Genomic DNA, 19,413 nt, shown 5'->3' with positions numbered 1-19,413 from the left:
ATATTAAAACCCTAAAAGGGATTAAAGCATGATTTTCCACCCTGTTTATGTTGCGCTAAGATGGGGGTAGTTGCACTACTACGGTACACGTTGTGTAATATTGCATTTTGGTAACTAACTACCCGAATTGGACATAAGCAAAACAAAAAAGCCGCCCGAAGGCGACTTTCATTGGTGTAAGACTAACATAAAACTCAATATGCATTTTTCAAACCATTGCGAATGGTTTCCCATATAATTTTAATATCAAATAATAAAGACCAGTTTTCAATATAAAAAATATCCTGTTCAATCCGATCCTCAATAGAGGTATCTCCACGTAACCCCTTACTCTGGGCTAATCCTGTAATGCCTGGGCGAACATGATGTTTAATCATATACTTAGGGATCTCATCCCGAAACTGGTTGACATAATACGGTCGTTCCGGTCTTGGACCCACCACGCTCATATGCCCAAACAACACATTGAAAAATTGAGGCAATTCATCTAAACTCGTACGTCTTATAAACGTTCCAAAGGCGGTACGACGTGGATCATTTTGAGTTGACCATCCTGTATCTTCAACACCTTCGGGCATCGCCTTCATAGAACGGAACTTATACATCATGAAATTACGTCTGTTAAGTCCGACACGCTCCTGTTTAAAGATAATCGGCCCTGCAGAGGTCAAACGCACCCCCAACGCTACAATGAGCATAATAGGCGATGTGAATACGATTGCTGCGAGCGAGAACACAATATCAAACGCACGTTTCATAAGACGATTAATGGTAATGTCGAGCGGAATATCACGCACATTAATCATCGGCATACCTGCAAAGTTATCAAAGTGAGGGCGTGCCGGCAGATAATCAAAGAAATCCGGAATAATCAGTGTGCGCACTCCAGCCTTCTCACACACATTGATAATATGCGAATATTTATCATGTGCATCCAGCGGTAAAGCCAGAATAACCTCATCTACATAGTGCGTAGACAAAAATTCTTCCAGTTCGTCGATTTTCCCTAAAATAGGGCTGTATCTCTTTTGTTCCACTTGATCCCAATGTCGATAATCATCCAGAAAACCCGTAACTTCATACCCGAGTTCAGGATAACTTTTGAGATTGTCATAGAAACGTTTCCCAAGCGAGCCTGCCCCAAGAATCAGCACGAACTGACGGTTGAAGCCTTTTTTGCGCAGGTGTTTTAATTGCAGCTTCACCATATAACGATACATCAACGTGAAGGACACGTTACCGATCATATACATCGCAAGATATGCGCGCGAGATATTTACTTCTTTGAAAAAGAACATCAGACTCATCAGCATGAAGAAGGCTATGCCGTGAGATTGGATTATTTTCCAAAGTTCATCAACAAAGCGCTTTTTGCGTTTAGGTACATAAAGTGAAGATAAAAGACCTGCCAATATAGCAAGCACCGCATATACCAGGCTCCACATCAAATACTTTTCTATAGGTAGCGGGCTCTGGTTTATCAAGAGATCACTCTCAAATTTCAACCACCACGCCAGCAAAAATGATACTTGAATAACACCGAAGTCCGATGCGATATACAATTGAGTTAAAAACCGTTGATTACGCCGAATCATGATTTCACCTCGGATGATACTTCGTTTTCCGTTCTCGTCGGTGTAACAGTTCTCTTCGAACGAGAAGGCAGAGATACCCAGCTGCGCAGGAGGGATAACGTAAACTTTAAAGATATGCCCATCCATACGGCTCCGTTCATCAATGGATTATATTTCTTTACGTAGTGCTTGCGGTGGAACACCCACATTGCTCTATGAAACTCATACGTAATTTTCAAAGGTTTGCGACGGGCACTACCACCCTTATAATGCACAATATATGTACGCGGATAGTAATAAATGCCCCATCCTGCCTCTTTGATACGATAACACCAGTCGATATCTTCACCATACATAAAAAACGTCTCGTCTAATCCACCAATCTGCTCAATGGTCTCACGACGTACCAACATAAAGGCACCAACCAGACAATCTACTGGATATTCATCGTCTGGACTAAGATGCCCCAATTGATATTGATTAAACTTCGGCCGATCCGGGAAAAGCCGTGAAAGCCCAAACGCATAGTAGAATGATGCAGATGGTGTGGGAAATCCTCTTTTGCAAGCTTTATCCAGTGAGCCGTCCGGAAGAATGACTTTACAACCGGAGGCCCCCATTTCGGGATGGCGATCCATAAAATAGACCATCGTATGGAGCGTATCTGGCTGAACGACCGTGTCAGAATTAAGGAGCAGAATGTAGCGTCCGCCGGCAATGTCCATTCCTTGATTATTGGCTACGGCAAAGCCGGTGTTGGCAGAGTTGGCGATCATCCGCACATTCGGATAAGCATGTTGAATGGCCTGAACCGAATCGTCCCGTGAAGCATTATCTACGACAATAATCTCATATTGGTAACAGGTCTGAGACGCATAAACTGATGCCAGACAATCCATTGTCAGTTGACGTGTATTGTAGTTAACGATGATGATGCTAACGTCAACCTTATCATTTTTATTTATATGTGATACTTCGCTTAGTGAAGCATCGGTTGTATGAATCATTTTGAAAAACTCCTGACTTCGTCTCATGTTTAACTATTGAAAGTATAGCATATGTTGGCATCAGAAGGGACTAAAAGTATATCCAAGATACAACTTCAAACCTTCTTCATTACATATATGAGTTTGAGAACAAGGTTATCCAGAGAGGCTTGGCGGTAGAAAGGCATATTCAGGGCATAACTGATTCTATTATGCAAACTACGATCCCTCTGATACAAAAAATGTTGTATGTCTTCTTGCTGTTGTGTAGATAACCGATCCTTATATATCTCAAAAAATGCACTCGCCTGTTTACTTAAAATAAAATGATTCTTTCCATTCATAAAACGATTCCATCTGTTCTTCCATTTTGTAAAAAGTTTATCATTGCTGCCACCAAGGACATTTCCTTGATGCTGTCGATACAATATCATCGGCTCCTTATCGAAGATTACTTCACCAAAAGAGGCAACGATAAGATATATCCACCAATCATGCATAATGATACTTGTTTGATCGGAGGGGAGATTCATTCTGAGATGCTCGAATGTAACTGAATTCAGAACCATGGTACAACCCACACAACAATTTTCGACCAAAGCATTGCGCATACTGAGGGGTTTCGGAGGAAGCTGTGGCCATATGTTTAAATGATTCAACTCTTGATCCACCATTTGGGTAGAAGAACAATACATCAGTGGAATATCAGATGACCTTGATTGAAGTTGTTCAACAGCCCTACTAAGTTTGTCCGGCTTCCACACATCGTCCTGATCACAAAAGGCGTAAAAATCATATTTGGGTTGCGTTAAACGCATCAGTTCAAAGAAGCTTCCGATTACACCTACATTCTCACCTTCAAAAACATGGATTCCGATCTCCTGGGGAATAGATTCAGCAAATTTATGGATTTTCAGGAGAGTTCCATCGGAAGACCCATCATCCCGGATGTAAATATCCATCTCGATGTGGCGTTGCGCGATCAAACTTTCAAGTTGTTCCTCAATATACTTTGCACCGTTATATGTAGAAAGCATGACACATACTTTAGATTGATTCACTCTGCACCTCAAATTTAAACTTTTCTTTTCATTATATACGAAAACTCCCGCCCGGAAATACAAGAGCGAGAGTTCATTATTGAGTAATAGATTTGTTTTGGTTATGACATAGAACGGATAAAATCACGTAAACCTTCCCGCCACGGGCGGAGATCTGTTAAACCGTTAGTTCGAATGGACATGTGATCCATTACTGAATTAACAGGTCTAGGAGCCGGCCTTGGGAACTGCTCTGTTGTACAAGGTTCCAATTCAGCTTGAATGGAAACCCCGACAACTGTTTGAGCTTCCTCAAATATAGCTTGGGTAAACTCATACCAAGTACAATCTCCACAGTTAGAAGCATGATATATCCCATACATCTCTGTTCCCATTAGTTCGATAAGGAACAAAGCCAAGTCCACAGTATGTGTGGGCGACCCTTTTTGATCATGAACAACCTGAAGTTTCGGTTTCTCCTGACCCAGCTTCAACATGGTTTTGACAAAATTATTACCGTGAAGGCCATACACCCAAGATGTTCGTACTACAAACCATTTAGAACATAATGATTGTACCAGCCACTCTCCGGCTCGTTTAGATTTGCCATACACGCTTTGAGGATTTGTATCATCGTATTCCTGATAAGGAGTAGCGGACTGACCATCGAAGACGTAATCTGTACTGATGTAAATCAGCTTGGCTCCGACTTTCTCTGCAGCTACAGCCACGTTACGTGTGCCTACTGCATTCACCTTGTATGCACCATCCGTATCGGTCTCTGCTGCATCCACCGCAGTATATGCTGCACAATGTATAATGACCTCTGGATGATATGAAGATATAACCTCGTTACATTGAGCTTGATTGGTTATATCCATCTGATCCCGATCACAAGCGAGAATGTCATGCCCCTCTTTTTCTAAAAGAAGCACTACATCCCGTCCAAGCTGGCCACTTGCACCTGTTACGAGAACCTTCATGCCTTATCGTCTCCTAAACGAGCTCCATACTGTTTCTCATAGTACTCCTGATAGGCACCAGATTGAATACGAGTCCACCAATCCTTGTTATCCAAATACCACTGAATTGTTTCCTTAATTCCTGTCTCGAAGTTATGCTTAGGCTTCCAGCCAAGCTCGGTCATCGTTTTGGTTGGGTCGATGCCATAACGCCGGTCATGTCCCAGACGATCCTGTACATATTGGATTAGAGACTCAGGTTTTCCTAGCTGCTCCAAGATGGTCTTCACAATGTGTATGTTCGTCCGCTCGTTGTTACCGCCAATATTATAGACTTCACCATTACGTCCCTTGTGAATAACAAGATCAATCGCACTGCAATGGTCCTCTACATAAAGCCAATCCCGAATGTTCAAGCCATCTCCGTATACAGGCAAAGCTTCATCATTCAGCGCACGTGAGATCATAAGCGGAATGAGCTTCTCCGGGAACTGAAGCGGGCCATAGTTGTTAGAGCAACGGGTAATATTTACAGGCAAACCAAAGGTTTCGTGGTAAGCACGCACCAGCATATCTCCCCCTGCTTTGGAAGCAGAGTAAGGGCTGTTTGGTTGAAGAGGAGTATCCTCTGTAAACAAACCGGTTGGACCTAAAGAACCATACACCTCATCCGTCGATACTTGAACGAACTTGGTGATATTGTGTTTTTTAGCCGCTTCGAGCAGTGCCTGGGTTCCATTCACATTCGTACGCACAAAAACATCTGGTTCCAGTATGCTGCGATCGACATGTGATTCTGCCGCGAAGTTAACAACAACGTCTACGCCTTGACCGATCAGGCGGTCCATCTCAGCAACATCCGTAATATCTGCTTTGATAAAGGTATGTCGCTTGTTACCCTCAAGAGATTTTAAATTCTCCAAATTCCCCGCATAGGTAAGTGCATCTACATTGACGATTTCATAGTCCGGGTACTGCTCCAACATATACATAACAAAATTACTTCCAATAAATCCGGCGCCGCCGGTAACGAGCAGTTTCACGGGCCCCCCCCATTACTTATCAAATATGCTTACTTTTAAGAAGAAGAGATAGTTTCAAGGAAAAATACCACCTAAGCATTCTAAAAAGTCAATTAAACATTTACAATCTACTTACCTACATCTTTCTTTTAAGAACTTTTCCATTTTTCTAAGAGCTTACAAAACTATATATATGCTGAACACAGACAATGTGTCCCCCCACATTCCAACAAAAGAAAATCTAAGCACAGGTACAAACTAACTTTATCAGTTCAGGGTTACTTGTTTATTGATGTTTTGAAGTATTTATCAAATTCAAATTTTAAGTTTCAAAAATCAATAAAAAAAGAACAATTCCAAAAAATAGGAATTGTTCTTTAATCGATTCATTTTTTTAAATTTTGATCGAATTTAATTTTGTAATTTACTGGAGGATATTGAAATGATAAATCCTTGGAAATAACTATCACTTGAAAATTTCCAACAATTTCTAACTGATGTTTGTTAACTGAAGCAAGGAATCCTGAATTTAAATAATTCGGGTTATTTAACGTATATGCTACTGAGTCCCTTTTAATACCACTTTGGGCCGGTATAACTCGATCTCCGATTTTAAGAAAAACCCTCCCTGCTGATTCATTACTATTAACATCAATAGCCCAACCTGAAATATTAACAAATTCACCATTGTCTAAAATTTCTAATTGATCCTGACTCGATACTATTTTGTTATCAAAATAATCTAACCATACGTTAGGATTAGCAGAAATATTGGATTTAACCGGCAACACAGAGAATTTGTTATATTCTTCATAATCTCCATACTTCTCATCTGATTGACTAAGGATATCCATAGAGTGCTCAAAGGTTCTCTCAACCGTTTCGTAAACAACCACATCAGGCCTAACAATATTCACTAGACTCTCAATCTTATCCACATTTTCGTTATGAACAAACACTAATTTAGAAAAACTTTCAGCCAGATCGGGAAGATTATATTGATATAGATAACTATCTCCGATGATCAATCCAACAGGTAAATCTTTTTTCTTATTAATATACTCGTGTGTAGTTTCACTGTATATTAAATTCAATTGTTGGAGTTCGTTTGAATCAGATTCAACAGCTGTTCTATCTTTTTTATAGATAAGGTTATAATCTTTTTCTGAAAATGGAACAGTATTGTATACTTTAGATTCTCTTTGATATGGACTTATTGTGAAATCTTCTAAAGAAAGTGAATCAATTTCAGGAATAAACTTTCTTATTTGTTTCATTAACTCCATATAGCCAATAAAAGATCCATAATAGTTCCAATGAGCGTTATCATAATTTTGAGAATATACTATTTCATTTTTTTTAGCTTTTAATAAAGCTTCTTTGGGAGTAAAAAAACTAAATTCTCCATTATCATTAAAATACTTTGATATCATCTCAGTTCTAGAAATATCTCCAACTTTTTTAATACTTTCTGGATAGTATTCGGGATATATTGTTTTCTTATCCATATTAAGCATAACAATGAAAGGAATATTCTTTTTATCTAGAAACTTATTCACTCGATTTAGAGATGTGTTCCATTCTTCAAGACGACCATCTGAGGGTAAGTTTAAATTCTGATAATCCTTAATAATTTCCGGAGTTACGTAATAAAGCCAATTATTCTTACCTACTAGAGTATCTGTCTTTGTTAACTTCTCGAACAATTGATATTCAGCTGCTGTATTTGCCATTACCAATTTATCTCTTAATCCTAGATTATCATTGAACCAGCTCTCGAATTGAGAAATAAAATGAGTGTTAATTTTTCCGTTAATAGATAAATCAGGGAAAGGGGCCAAAACTCTATTTTCTGCTGTAGAAACGAGTCCTGACGTTTTATTTACCGCTAACAAGGGGACAGAAATTATTAACATAAACATCGTTAATAGGAAAAAATTAACCAATCTAGAACGTTGTTTCATTAAAATTAACTCCTTAGAATCGGAAATAGATAAATGGATTATAAGTTAAAGTAGCAAGAAACATCATACACACTATTAATACAAATAGAGCATACATATTTTGAATTAGTAAACTTAAGCTACTATGAGCATTATAATCTCCGACTTTATCTCTTATATACTTTGTAATTGGTATAGTACAAATACATGCTAACACTAATGTAGTTAGAACCATAGAATCTGCAAAATACCATACGGTAAATCCAATATGATCTGATCTATCTACCCCAAACATAGTTTTCAGATAATTTATTGCATACTCTAAACTTGGAGAACGGAAAAGAACCCAGCCTACTAAGACTACAATCATAGAGTATAGCCAAAATATAATGTTTGGAATTTTAATATTCAGATTAAAATTTCTAAATAATCGCTCAATTATAATAAACGTTCCATGCCATAGTCCCCAAACTACAAAATTCCAAGCAGCTCCATGCCATAAACCAGTTACAATAAATACAACAAGTAAATTAATATATACATTTCCTTTTCTGTTTCCACCAAGAGGAATATATAAATAGTCCCTAAACCAGGAAGATAAAGAAATGTGCCACCTTCTCCAAAACTCAGTTATGCTTCTGGATATATAGGGAAAGTTAAAGTTCTCTTTGAACTTAAATCCAAACATTTGTGCCAGACCAATTGCCATATCTGAATATCCAGAGAAGTCATAATAAATCTGAAATGCATAACATATTGCTCCCAACCAAGCAATACTTAATGATATTTGATCATTTGGAAGCATAAATATGTTATCTGTCACTTGCCCCAGTGTGTTAGCGATTATAAGTTTTTTCCCTAAACCTAAAACAAAGCGTCTGACACCATACGCGAAGCTGTCTACTGTAACTTCTCTCTTCTCAATTTGATCATGAACATCAGCATATCTTACGATAGGCCCAGCAATTAACTGCGGAAATAACGATTTAAACAGAGCAAAATTTATAATATTTTTCTGTACTGAAACTCTCTGTAAGTAAACATCTATAATGTAGGATAATCCCTGAAAAGTGAAAAAGGAAATTCCGATTGGTAAGATGATCTCTCTCAAAGGAAACTCTGTTCCAGCTGCCCAATTTACACTAGTTATGAAAAAATCGAAATACTTAAAGTAAAACAATAATGCGCAATTCGCCCCCACTCCCAGCAACATTAAAACTTTACTCAATACTCCAACTTTCGAATTCTGAGCCCAGAATATGAGAAATCCAAAAATATAGTTAATTAGGATGGATATGATAATAATTGCAACAAATTTGGGCTCCCCCCAAGCATAGAACAATAAACTACTTAAAAGTAAGAACAAGTTCCTATATTCGACCCTAATTAGATAATAGCCCAAGAGTATAAGAGGTAAAAAGCAAAATAAAAATATGTTTGAACTAAATACCATTAAGCAAACCTCTTTCTTTATCTGACAAGTTTTTTAAACTTTTTCAGCATATCAATAGCTACAGGTGGTAAGTATCTTTTCAAAATTTGTTTAGTTTGATACTTTCTTGACACCTTCACACTTTTATTAATATTAGAAACCATTTCATAGTGGGCTGTGGGTCCAAATTTTGAGAAATAGGCCCTATTGATTTGTCTCAACATGTAATATAAATTTGTGGTTTCAATTCTTGCAAAGGTATCCGCCATCACCCAAGCAGGAAAATAACCCTCTTGTTGAGAAATGTAAGGATAAATCCGTTCAATGGCATGTAGCATCGTTCCATCAACATTGTTTGGTTCTTCTGGGAAATCTTCATATTTCCATTCGTATTCTAATAGAGGCTTCAGCGCTTGAGGCCTAAACCAAAACATAGTTCCCAGAGGAGAAATCGGCTCCTTGTGTCCTACCATATCAACTGTTAGGTTGAGTTTTTCAGATATTTTTTTGGTATTATCCAAATTTATGCTCCACTCATTCCCAATTGTGAAATAAAAATCTGCATGATTTGGTGGTGGTGGAGATAGGATCCCCAGTCGAGGATTTTCATTAAACGTCTCAATGATGTTATTTACAAAGTGACTGTTCTTCAACGTATTTTCAAAGCATTTATAAGAGAACGACTCTCCTTTAACGTAGGGATGTAATTGTTTTGTTTTTTTATCATGAGCAAAACAAACATAATCATAATTCATAAGATATTGTCGAACTCCTACTAATAGAGAGCTAACATCCCGTCCCCTATTTTTAATAACTATTACTTCAAGCTTAGAACATTTTAATGTCTTAAACTCCTCTAAGATCAACTTCTTATTTGCCTCACTTCCCGTAGTTACATAAACGTCCGTTTCTGGGGGCATTGATTTAGCATAATTTAAGCAATAACTGATTTTATCTTCAAAATAAATATGTAGCACTAAAGCAACTTTGCTTATGTGTGAATTCCCATTTGAAGATTTACTGGAAAGAATAAAATTATGGTTCATAGCATTTTTTATATCCGCTTGGTTATTAGTTCGCAGAATGTTATCCCATATCATGGAGGTATCGTAAGGAAGGTTAGCTTGAATGTATTCGTAAGCTTCCATTGTTTGTTCACCAGTTGTATTGTTTAGAAAATCGGATAAATCATGAAAAAAGCTTCTGCGCTTTATTATAGGACATTTTCTATTTTTGATTAACTCTAGAGGCATCATTAAAATAGGATGATAAGTGTATCCTTCCAAGTCAGAAGTATCAACATAGGTATTCCATGTATATCCTTTATCACTAAATTCTTTGGTGAAAATAGCCTCATGAAATCCAATTGCCTCTATATATGAGTTTACTGGGCGCATGTTATTCCAATACTTTTGAAACTCAGAACTAGTCAACATTTTATTTCTTACTGCTATAAAATGAGATTGAATATGTTCGGGAATATATCCATATTTTATCGTCCCAAATGGGTCATAAGTTACTTCATGAAATTTGGTTATTCCCCAAAAGTCAAGATCCTCACCTTCCATATCATGAAACATATCATTAAAGGATTCTAATGGTCCATACATTGTAGAGTTGAATAAAATCATTTCATCGTATTGAGAAATATGTTCCCAACCAAGATACTCTATTCCCTCTTTGTATGCCCAAACATCATATCCTTTATTTTCACGAACGATGAGATCTTCGGTAAGAAGTTCAAGCTTCATACGTCCATCAGGTGTTATTTTCCCATTACAAACAATGATCAAACGATTTAAGTGAATTTTAATATCATTAAGTAGATATGTTACGTAATCGTCAACTATTCCTGCTTCATCATAAAAAAAGAAAATGCCTAACCTTTTTGAATTCTTAGATAAAATCATTAGCTCCCCCTCGGCTTTCCTTACACAAACTGTCTATTAAAGTTCTCTACTATAGCTTTTATTTTTTCGTTATTGCCCCAAATAGCTGGTGAATCATACGGTCGGTCGGGATAAACACCATAATTCAATTCTATTTTTAAATTGTTATCTTGGATGAATTTCTCGACCACATCTCCCAAAGCAACTGGTTCCCCTGAACAACAATTTATAATTCCTCTGACTTCCGTTTGAAGCGACGTTAATGCAATTTGTTTTGCTAGTTTTTCTACTAAAATAAAGTCATACTTATTGCGTCCACTGTTGAAAGGGAACGATTTTTTCCCCTCTTTATTAGCTTGAATTAATTTTGAAAAAATAGACTTGCTTCTAACATCGTCCCCAAAAATATAGAAAGCTCGCAACCATTGAAACACAGTATCTTTATCTCTTAGATATATCTCTAAGGATTGACGCAGGGCATTTTTCGAAACACCATACATGGAATACGGATTTGTTGGTGTCTCCTCATCTATCTCTCCTTCATGGTAGCCAACTTCATGCATCGTACCCATTACTAATAAATGTTTCAGGCCTCCATCAACCATACTTTTCAGAAAATTAAAATGAGCATTTAAATTCTCTAAATGAGCAGGGGAGTTATGAACAAATCCATCCCTCCATGCTAGATGAATTAACACATCAGGCTTACCTAAATCTTGAAAAACACTGGACTTCCCATCGAAGATATTGTAATCAATCTGTTGAGCTCTAGAATCAATACTTGAGACATTTCGATCTATAGCTTTTACATTTAAACCCAAATCTAGCAATTCTCTCACCACGAAACTTCCAATGTATCCTCCAGCCCCAGTAACTAAAACTGTTTTCCCTGTCAATTGTTATCCCCCCCAAGATTATAGAGACTATTCGCATAGCTATTACAAACATCCTCTGAATTACCGTAACACATGACTTCGCCTTTATTAATCCACACTGCAGTTCTACAAACTTTTCTAACTTGTTCTATAGAATGAGAAACTAGAACCAAAGTAGTTCCATTCTGAGTCATTGCATTCATTCTCTTCTCACATTTTTCCTGAAAGAATTGATCACCGACTGAGAGAATTTCATCCACAATTAAAATATCCGGAGTCACAATTGTTGCTATAGAAAATCCAAGTCTTGCAATCATTCCTGAAGAGTAATTTTTTAATGGTACATCTACAAAGTCACCGAGCTCTGAGAAACTTATTATCTCATCAAATTTCTGAGTCATGATTTTCTTTGAATAACCTAGTACTGCCCCATTTAAAAATATATTCTCTCTTGCTGTTAATTCCATGTCAAAGCCAGTACCTAGCTCAATTAGTGGTGCAATGCTACCATTTACGACAACTTTACCATTGGTCGGTTTAAAGATCCCCGATATTATCTTTAAAAGCGTACTTTTACCCGAGCCATTGCCTCCTACAATAGCAAATGAATCCCCTTTTTCTATGCTAAATGTGACTTGATTCAAGGCAGAGAAGCTATCGTATTCAAGATTTTTTTTCTTAAGCATATTTATAATATATTCTTTTAAACTTGTAACTTTTTCTCTTTCAAGGTTGAACTCCATGGAGACATCTTTAACCTCAATTGCAAATTGTGACATTTTCAAATTCCCTCCATGTTTATACGTACAACACAAATTTATGCTGATATTTATAAAATACCGCTAACCCTATCACAAACGAACCGAGCGAAAACAACATACACATTACATTAGTTTGAACATCTGGAAATTGATTATATAATGTTATATCACGAAATGCTTTTACGAAATAATACATTGGGTTTGCATGAATAATAGTTTTTACATAATCAGGTAGAATAGAGATTGGATAAAAAATTGGTGTTAAATACATCCAGGCAGAAAGTATAACTGTGTATAAATGAAGCATGTCACGAAAAAATACAGCTAAAACTGATAGTATGAAACCAATACCTAGAGAGAATAAAAATACATAGAGTAAAGGTATAGGAAAAAAAAGAATCATAGCTGAAATTTTCACTTTAGTAATAACTAAAACAATAATAATTGCAAGTAAAGAGAATAATAGCGATATAAATGAAGATATCACTCTTGATATTGGAAAAATATATTTTGGGATATATACCTTCTTGATTAAAGACCCCGAATTAATAATTGAATTCATTGAAGTAGATGTAGCTTCAGAAAAAAAGCTGAATAAAATCTGTCCAGTCAACAAATAGACTGGAAAGTTGGGTATATCAAATCTGAAAAAATTAGAAAATACAGCAGTTAGAACAATCATCATTAACAAAGGATTTAACAAACTCCAGAAGTAACCAAGTACTGACTTTCTATACTTTATTTTCAGATCTCTTAGAACGAACTCCCATAAAAGTCCTTTGTAACGATCAAAATTCACCAAATATTTCATTATCAATCGTTCCTTCGTTAGATTTGCTTATATTTGCATTCAACTCTTTTAAATATCGATTTACTGCATCTTTCCAATGAGGTAATCTCGGTAATTTTGCATCATCTAAACTAGACTTTGACAGCCTCGAATTATAAGGTCTCTGTGCAATAGCAGAATACTCTTCAGAAGTAATTGATCTAACCTTAGTATTGATATTACTAGATTCAAAAACATAAGAAGCAAAATCAGCCCAACTACAAAACCCCTCATTTGTTATATGATATATACCATAATTATTAGTTTGGATGAGCTGTACAATTACCTCTGCTAAATCCTTTGTATACGTTGGTGAACCTATCTGATCTCCAACGACATTCACAAACTCATTTTCTGTTCCCAGTTTCAACATAGTTTTTATAAAATTATTCCCATTTATCCCAAAAGACCAAGAGGTTCTAACAATAAAGTATTTATCCAGATGACTCAATACTTTATTTTCACCATCTAGCTTCGATTGGCCGTAAACGGTTGTAGGATCTGTTAAAGAGTCCACCTCATATGGTTTTGTTCCTTCTCCAGCAAAAACATAATCGGTACTAATATAAACCAAAGAAGAACCTATCTCTTTACATATTTGGGAGATATTATCAGTTACATCAACATTAACCATTCGACATAGTTCTTTCTCATTTTCAGCCCTGTCAACACTTGTATACGCGGCACAATGAACAATAACATCAGGCAAATAAGAGCAAATATAATTTCTGGTTTTCTCAAAATTTCTTAAATCTAACTCACTTCGTCCAATCGCACAATGTTCAATCTTATTATTGAAGAGAGTTCTAATCATATCAAAACCTAATTGTCCATCAGTACCAGTAACTAGTATCTTCATCGACTGTATCTCCTGTTTCTAAGCATAGTTATTATGTTTATTGTTTAAAACCATAAGTCTGATATTTTTGGGTTGATATGTTATCTAACCATTCTTCATTTTGTAAATACCAATCAATTGTAGTTTTTATACCATCTTCAAACTTAATAATTGGCTCCCATCCAAGCTCATTTTTTATTTTACTAGCATCGATAGCATATCTGCGATCATGACCTAGTCTATCACTTACATATTGAATTTGATCAGCAGATTTCCCCAATTGTTGCAGTATCAATTCAACTATTTCAATATTAGTCTTTTCATTGTGCCCACCTACATTATACACCTCTCCACTTAGGCCTTTTTGTAAAACTAAATCTATTGCTTTACAGTGGTCCTCAACATATAACCAGTCTCTAACATTTAACCCATCACCATATACAGGTAGTTTTTCTCCGTTAAGAACTTTCGTTATCATTAAAGGAATCAACTTTTCTGGAAACTGAAAAGGCCCATAGTTATTTGAACAACGTGTGATGTTAACATTAAGGCCAAATGTTTCATGATAAGCTCTAACAAATAAATCAGCAGAAGCCTTACTTGCAGAATAAGGACTATTAGGTGCCAGGGGTGTCTCCTCTTCAAAATAACCCGTTTCACCTAATGAACCGTAGACTTCATCAGTAGAAACCTGTAAATATTTATAGTCTCCTTGATATGGTGAATCCAGCCAATATTTTTTACTGATATCCAATAAAACCTGAGTACCTTTTATATTTGTATCCAAAAATACACCTGGATTTTTGATACTTCTGTCCACATGAGATTCAGCAGCAAAGTTGATAAGATAGTTAGGTTTATGGGTCATGAAAATCTCATCAATTAATTCTCTATCACAAATGTCACCTTTAATAAAGAAATGATTCGCACTTTCCTCAATGCTTTTTAAATTTTCTAAATTACCTGCATAGGTAAGACTATCAAGATTAATAATTTTATAATTGGGGTACTTGTTCAACATGTAAATAACAAAGTTACTACCAATAAATCCAGCCCCACCAGTAACTATAATTGTCTGTTCATGCATATCTTGATTAGATTTTTTTTCCAATTCAACTAATCCTCCTAATTAATAATACATGTCATAAAGATGTTTTAAAAATTCAATTTTTGCTCACTCAAAAGCTTTAACTTCTTGTCTTTATCTGAGAGTAGTACCTCATCAATCCCATGTAATGGCCAATCCACCCCAATCTCAGGATCATTCCACAATATACCGCCATCGAACTCAGGATGATAAAGATTCGTACATTTATAAACAAATTCTGCTTCGTCTGAAAGCACTAAGAAACCATGTGCAAAACCCTCAGGTATATAGAATTGCTTTCTGTTCTCACCGGATAGCAATAAACCATACCATTCTTTATAAGTAGAAGAGGCCTTTCTTAAATCAACAGCTACATCGTAAACCTCACCCGAGAGCACTCTTACTAACTTTCCCTGAGGGAATTTTGTTTGAAAGTGTAGCCCTCTCAATACACCTTTTTTGGACTTGGACTGATTATCTTGTACAAAAGTCATATCAAGCCCACCATCTTCAAATGCTTTTTGGTTATAGCTTTCCATAAAATAACCTCTATGATCACCATATACCTTCGTCTCAATAATAACTAAATCCTTAATTGGTGTTTGAATAAAATTAAAATTGCTCATAAGATTTCTCCCTACTTTTATAGTCTAGTAAAGCCCTTCTGCAATATGCATTAGATACTGACCATAATCAGTTTTTAAAAGCGGTTGTGCGAGTCCAACTAATTGTTCTTTAGTTATATATCCCATTTTATAAGCAATCTCTTCAATACAGGCTATGTATAATCCCTGACGCTTCTGCATAGCCTCTACATAGTTACTCGCTTCTAACATACCATCATGAGTTCCGGTATCCATCCATGCCATTCCTCTACCAAGTAACTTTACGTTTAATTCCCCTCGTTGAAGATAAACATTGTTTACTTCCGTTATTTCCAGCTCTCCACGAGCTGATGGCTTGATACTCTTCGCTATTTCAATCACGCTATTATCATAGAAATATAGACCAGGTACAGCATAATTAGATTTTGGTTCTTCCGGTTTTTCCTCAATTGAAAGAACTTTCCCTTCATTGTTATGTTCAATAACCCCATAAGATTCAGGATTTTTCACAAAATAACCAAATATTAAAGCTCCTTCTTTTATACGAGAAGCTTCTGTCAAAATTTTTCCAAAACTTTGCCCAAAAAATATATTATCTCCAAGTATCAGAGCAACTGATTCCTTACCAATGAAAGATTCTCCAATAATAAAGGCTTCTGCTAACCCATTTGGCTGATCTTGAACAGCGTAGGTTAAACTTAATCCTAAATTAGAGCCATCTCCAAACAAATCTTTAAATACTTTTACATCTCTAGGAGTGGATATAATTAATATTTCTCTTATCCCAGCTAACATTAGAACTGAAAGTGGATAATAAATCATAGGCTTGTCATACACAGGTATTATTTGTTTAGAAATTGCTTTAGTAATAGGATATAGTCTGGTTCCTGAACCACCTGCTAAAATAATCCCCTTCATTTTTTTCCTACCCTTCTTGATTCTGTTATAGAATATAATAATTCAAATTTAATAGTGAGCTAATGAAATCGTTAAAATATTTCTTATACGATTTTTCAATGATTCGTTGTATATACAATAGTATATCCTATTCAGTATATGCTAAAATAATGTCGTATCTACAAGAAAAGGAGACTCAAACCTTGTCGAATCCAGTATACGGAAAACAAATGAAAACGTCGAGTAAAGTTACAGCCAATTCGGCATCGATTCTCCTATGGTCATTGTCCATAGGACTTATCTTATTTTTACTCTGGTCCGCGTTCCAAGTTGCGCTGTTTAATGGTCAATTGCTGCAGTTTGAGGCACCCATTTATTGGGCTGTTGCCATTACGACCCTCCTATTTATATTATGGGTGGCAATCTACTTTAAGCAGATGAAGTTAGACACACAGCAAGATTGGCTAAAAGTAGCCGTTATCTTACTTCCTCTTACCTATGTATTATCACTCATTAATGCAGCATCAGAATACTTGGCGAATAATATGATTCTCATCCAATGTATTTATGCCATGATTTTTGTGATGACGATGTACCTGCTTCAAAACAACAAAATCAATCATATCATACAATCTTCCTTAATAGGAATTGCATATGTTATTGTCGGATTTGGTTTGTTAAACTGGCTAGGAGCCTTTAGTTTTGCAGGTAAGTTAGTTGGATGGTTTTCCGCAGGCGTAATCAATGGTGTATACAACCAGGCGATTTGGAATGATTCCAATGGTGCCCGGCTTGCGTCCGTGTTTCAGTATCCCAATACATACGCAGCATTTCTAATGGCATTCCTTTTCATTTCCATCTTCAGCATGATTCGTTCCAAAAGAATATTCACACAACTGTTGCATGGCTTCATGCTTGTCCCCATTATCCTGTCATTGCTTCTGACGCTCTCGCGTACAGGACTTGTCATGTTGCCAATCGTATTTGTTATCCTATTGTTCTTGCTTAAACCAACCAAACAAATTCTATGGTTTATCTATTGTGCCGTATCGGCGATTGGCACTCTATTGGTTTTAAACCCGATTAACACTGCTGGAATTGAACTTCAAAAGCAATTCACAGGTTCTCTTGCAGCCAAGAGCTGGGCGATCCTTATTGGAGCCTCGCTTGTTGTTGCGTTGTTGTGTTGGGCGATTCAGCGTTTTGTAGCCCCTATGCTGGAAGCCAAGCTTCAATCTTGGTCAGCTCGCAAAGCATCCAGTGTATGGATTCCGCTAGGTTCTGTAGTTCTAACCGTTGTGATTGCTGTGCTTTTGCTCGGTACGGGCTTGCGTAACATTTTGCCGGACAGTATTAGCACACGACTTGAGAATATCAACTTCCAGCAACACAGTGTGCTTGAGCGTATCACATTCTACAAAGATGCCACGAAACTATTTGCTGATTATCCTGTAATCGGGGCAGGTGGCGGAGCATGGACTGCATTGTATGAAAAGTATCAGAACAATCCTTATGTCAGTGCCCAGGCACATAACTTTTTCATGCAATATCTTGTTGAGGTTGGCCTTGTTGGATTTCTAGTATTTATGGCGTTTATACTATATGTTTTCTATCAATATGTACGCTCGTATATCAGACGGAATGAAGAGGATCGCGAATCACATTTCATGTACTTTATTCTTTCCATGTCCATCCTCGTGCTCAGTCTTCTTGATTTCAACATGAGTTATGTCTTTATTGGAATGCTGGTATTCCTTGGTCTTGGAGGTATGAGTGCCGCGATTGAGCCTCAACCCACTCGTCGTTTAAAAATGGGCGAAGCTGCGGCACGCGGAGTGTATAGTATAATTGCAGGAATAGCGATCATTGTGCTTCTCATCGTTTCTGTTCGATTCCTACAAGCTAATCATTATGCGATTGAAGGTAATGAGCTCGCAAGGAGCAGTCAAGATTTCCGGCAAATCAAAGCTCCACTGGACAAGGATTTGTCCATCCGTAGCACACATCCGGATTCATTAATGCTTCTGGCGTCACTTTACCAACAAGGCTACACGCAAACGAAAGATGAGCAATTCTACACGGAAGCCGTACAACTGCTGCAACGCGGCCTCGAAGCAGAACCATATAATAAAGGTATGGTAAAACAACTCATTGGCATATATGAACTGAAAGGCGAAAATGACCAAGCATATGCACTACGAAAAGAATATGCAAACAACTATATTTGGGATATGGACTGGTACGAGCAATTGATCAGCCGTTCATTCGATCTGGGGTATCAGGCACTTGGACAAGGGGATACCACAAAAAAGAATGCCTATTTCACTTCTGGAATTGAGGCATATCAACATGTAGTCGATGGAGTGGAGCACCTTAAAACGCTTCCTAAAGGACAGCTTCAAGGTCAGCCATTCCAAGTCACCCCAACCATGATTCTTAATGCTGGGAAAATGAAGTATATGTCCAACGACCTTCCAGGAGCTACCGCTGTACTTCAAACGGGAATTGCGGAAGATCTGACGGATGCGACAAATCGTGAAATTGCTCGTTGGTACCTCGCTTCGCTCAAACGAGAATTTAAATTAGACGAGGCTCTATATAATAAACTGATTGCCATCTCCTCTAGTGAAGCAGACCAAATTAAACGAATTGCTGAATTAACTTTTAATTAGA

16 protein-coding genes are annotated in these 19,413 nt (G+C 36.8%); 1 reads left to right on the top strand and 15 read right to left on the bottom strand.

All coding sequences use genetic code 11. The annotated features are described in order from the left end of the window. Positions 1-194: 194 nt before the first annotated feature. From Q9R46_RS28365 to rfbA, 15 genes are all read right to left on the bottom strand, one after another. Entirely contained in the window at positions 195-1,595 is a 1,401-nt protein-coding gene (locus Q9R46_RS28365; RefSeq protein WP_311282601.1) for an undecaprenyl-phosphate glucose phosphotransferase, read from the bottom strand. Then, on the bottom strand, positions 1,592-2,581 hold the full coding sequence (locus tag Q9R46_RS28360) for a glycosyltransferase family 2 protein (RefSeq protein WP_311282600.1): 990 nt from the start codon (positions 2,579-2,581) through the stop codon (positions 1,592-1,594). The genes Q9R46_RS28365 and Q9R46_RS28360 overlap by 4 nt, the downstream gene beginning before the upstream one ends. A gap of 95 nt (positions 2,582-2,676) precedes the next feature. Continuing rightward, positions 2,677-3,621, bottom strand: a complete 945-nt coding sequence (locus Q9R46_RS28355) for a glycosyltransferase family 2 protein (RefSeq protein ID WP_311282599.1) — start codon at positions 3,619-3,621, stop codon at positions 2,677-2,679. Positions 3,622-3,722: 101 nt separating this feature from the next. Then, positions 3,723-4,583, bottom strand: coding sequence for a dTDP-4-dehydrorhamnose reductase (rfbD, locus tag Q9R46_RS28350; RefSeq protein WP_311282598.1), 861 nt, complete (start codon positions 4,581-4,583; stop codon positions 3,723-3,725). Next, a complete protein-coding gene (gene rfbB, locus Q9R46_RS28345; RefSeq protein WP_311282597.1) occupies positions 4,580-5,605 on the bottom strand; it encodes a dTDP-glucose 4,6-dehydratase in 1,026 nt (341 codons plus the stop codon). Before rfbB (Q9R46_RS28345) ends, rfbD (Q9R46_RS28350) begins: the two co-directional genes overlap by 4 nt. 365 nt (positions 5,606-5,970) lie before the next feature. After that, positions 5,971-7,548 (bottom strand): alginate O-acetyltransferase AlgX-related protein, encoded by a 1,578-nt coding sequence (locus tag Q9R46_RS28340; RefSeq protein WP_311282596.1) that lies wholly within the window; start codon positions 7,546-7,548, stop codon positions 5,971-5,973. Positions 7,549-7,561: 13 nt separating this feature from the next. Further along, positions 7,562-8,755 (bottom strand): MBOAT family O-acyltransferase, encoded by a 1,194-nt coding sequence (locus Q9R46_RS28335; protein ID WP_397386430.1) that lies wholly within the window; start codon positions 8,753-8,755, stop codon positions 7,562-7,564. Positions 8,756-8,997: 242 nt separating this feature from the next. Next, complete coding sequence (locus Q9R46_RS28330) at positions 8,998-10,869, bottom strand: rhamnan synthesis F family protein (protein WP_311282594.1); 1,872 nt, start codon at positions 10,867-10,869, stop codon at positions 8,998-9,000. 20 nt (positions 10,870-10,889) lie between these two features. Further along, the gene (locus tag Q9R46_RS28325; RefSeq protein WP_311282593.1) at positions 10,890-11,744 is read right to left on the bottom strand and encodes an NAD-dependent epimerase/dehydratase family protein; all 855 of its coding nucleotides are present in this window, start codon (positions 11,742-11,744) and stop codon (positions 10,890-10,892) included. Continuing rightward, on the bottom strand, positions 11,741-12,502 hold the full coding sequence (locus Q9R46_RS28320) for an ABC transporter ATP-binding protein (protein WP_311282592.1): 762 nt from the start codon (positions 12,500-12,502) through the stop codon (positions 11,741-11,743). The genes Q9R46_RS28325 and Q9R46_RS28320 overlap by 4 nt, the downstream gene beginning before the upstream one ends. Positions 12,503-12,521: 19 nt before the next feature. Then, the gene (locus Q9R46_RS28315) at positions 12,522-13,295 is read right to left on the bottom strand and encodes an ABC transporter permease (RefSeq protein ID WP_311282591.1); all 774 of its coding nucleotides are present in this window, start codon (positions 13,293-13,295) and stop codon (positions 12,522-12,524) included. After that, positions 13,273-14,172: a dTDP-4-dehydrorhamnose reductase gene (gene rfbD, locus Q9R46_RS28310; protein ID WP_311282590.1), complete on the bottom strand. Its 900-nt coding sequence runs from the start codon at positions 14,170-14,172 to the stop codon at positions 13,273-13,275. Before rfbD (Q9R46_RS28310) ends, Q9R46_RS28315 begins: the two co-directional genes overlap by 23 nt. 37 nt (positions 14,173-14,209) lie before the next feature. Beyond that, positions 14,210-15,238: a dTDP-glucose 4,6-dehydratase gene (rfbB, locus tag Q9R46_RS28305; RefSeq protein WP_311282608.1), complete on the bottom strand. Its 1,029-nt coding sequence runs from the start codon at positions 15,236-15,238 to the stop codon at positions 14,210-14,212. Between the two features lie 68 nt (positions 15,239-15,306). Beyond that, complete coding sequence (gene rfbC / locus Q9R46_RS28300; RefSeq protein ID WP_311282589.1) at positions 15,307-15,864, bottom strand: dTDP-4-dehydrorhamnose 3,5-epimerase; 558 nt, start codon at positions 15,862-15,864, stop codon at positions 15,307-15,309. Positions 15,865-15,888: 24 nt separating this feature from the next. Further along, positions 15,889-16,761 carry a glucose-1-phosphate thymidylyltransferase RfbA gene (rfbA, locus tag Q9R46_RS28295; RefSeq protein ID WP_311282588.1) on the bottom strand — a complete coding sequence of 291 codons (873 nt, stop codon included), beginning with the start codon at positions 16,759-16,761 and terminating at the stop codon, positions 15,889-15,891. 182 nt (positions 16,762-16,943) lie between these two features. Here rfbA and Q9R46_RS28290 point away from each other — a divergent pair, with 182 nt between their 5' ends. Continuing rightward, entirely contained in the window at positions 16,944-19,412 is a 2,469-nt protein-coding gene (locus tag Q9R46_RS28290; RefSeq protein ID WP_311282587.1) for an O-antigen ligase family protein, read from the top strand. The last annotated feature ends 1 nt before the right edge of the window (position 19,413 follow it).

This window comes from Paenibacillus sp. RRE4 (genome assembly GCF_031844205.1).
GTDB lineage: Bacteria > Bacillota > Bacilli > Paenibacillales > Paenibacillaceae > Paenibacillus > Paenibacillus xylanexedens_B.
The sequence above is the reverse complement of the archived record's forward strand: the minus strand, read 5'-3'. Positions and strand labels throughout refer to the sequence as shown.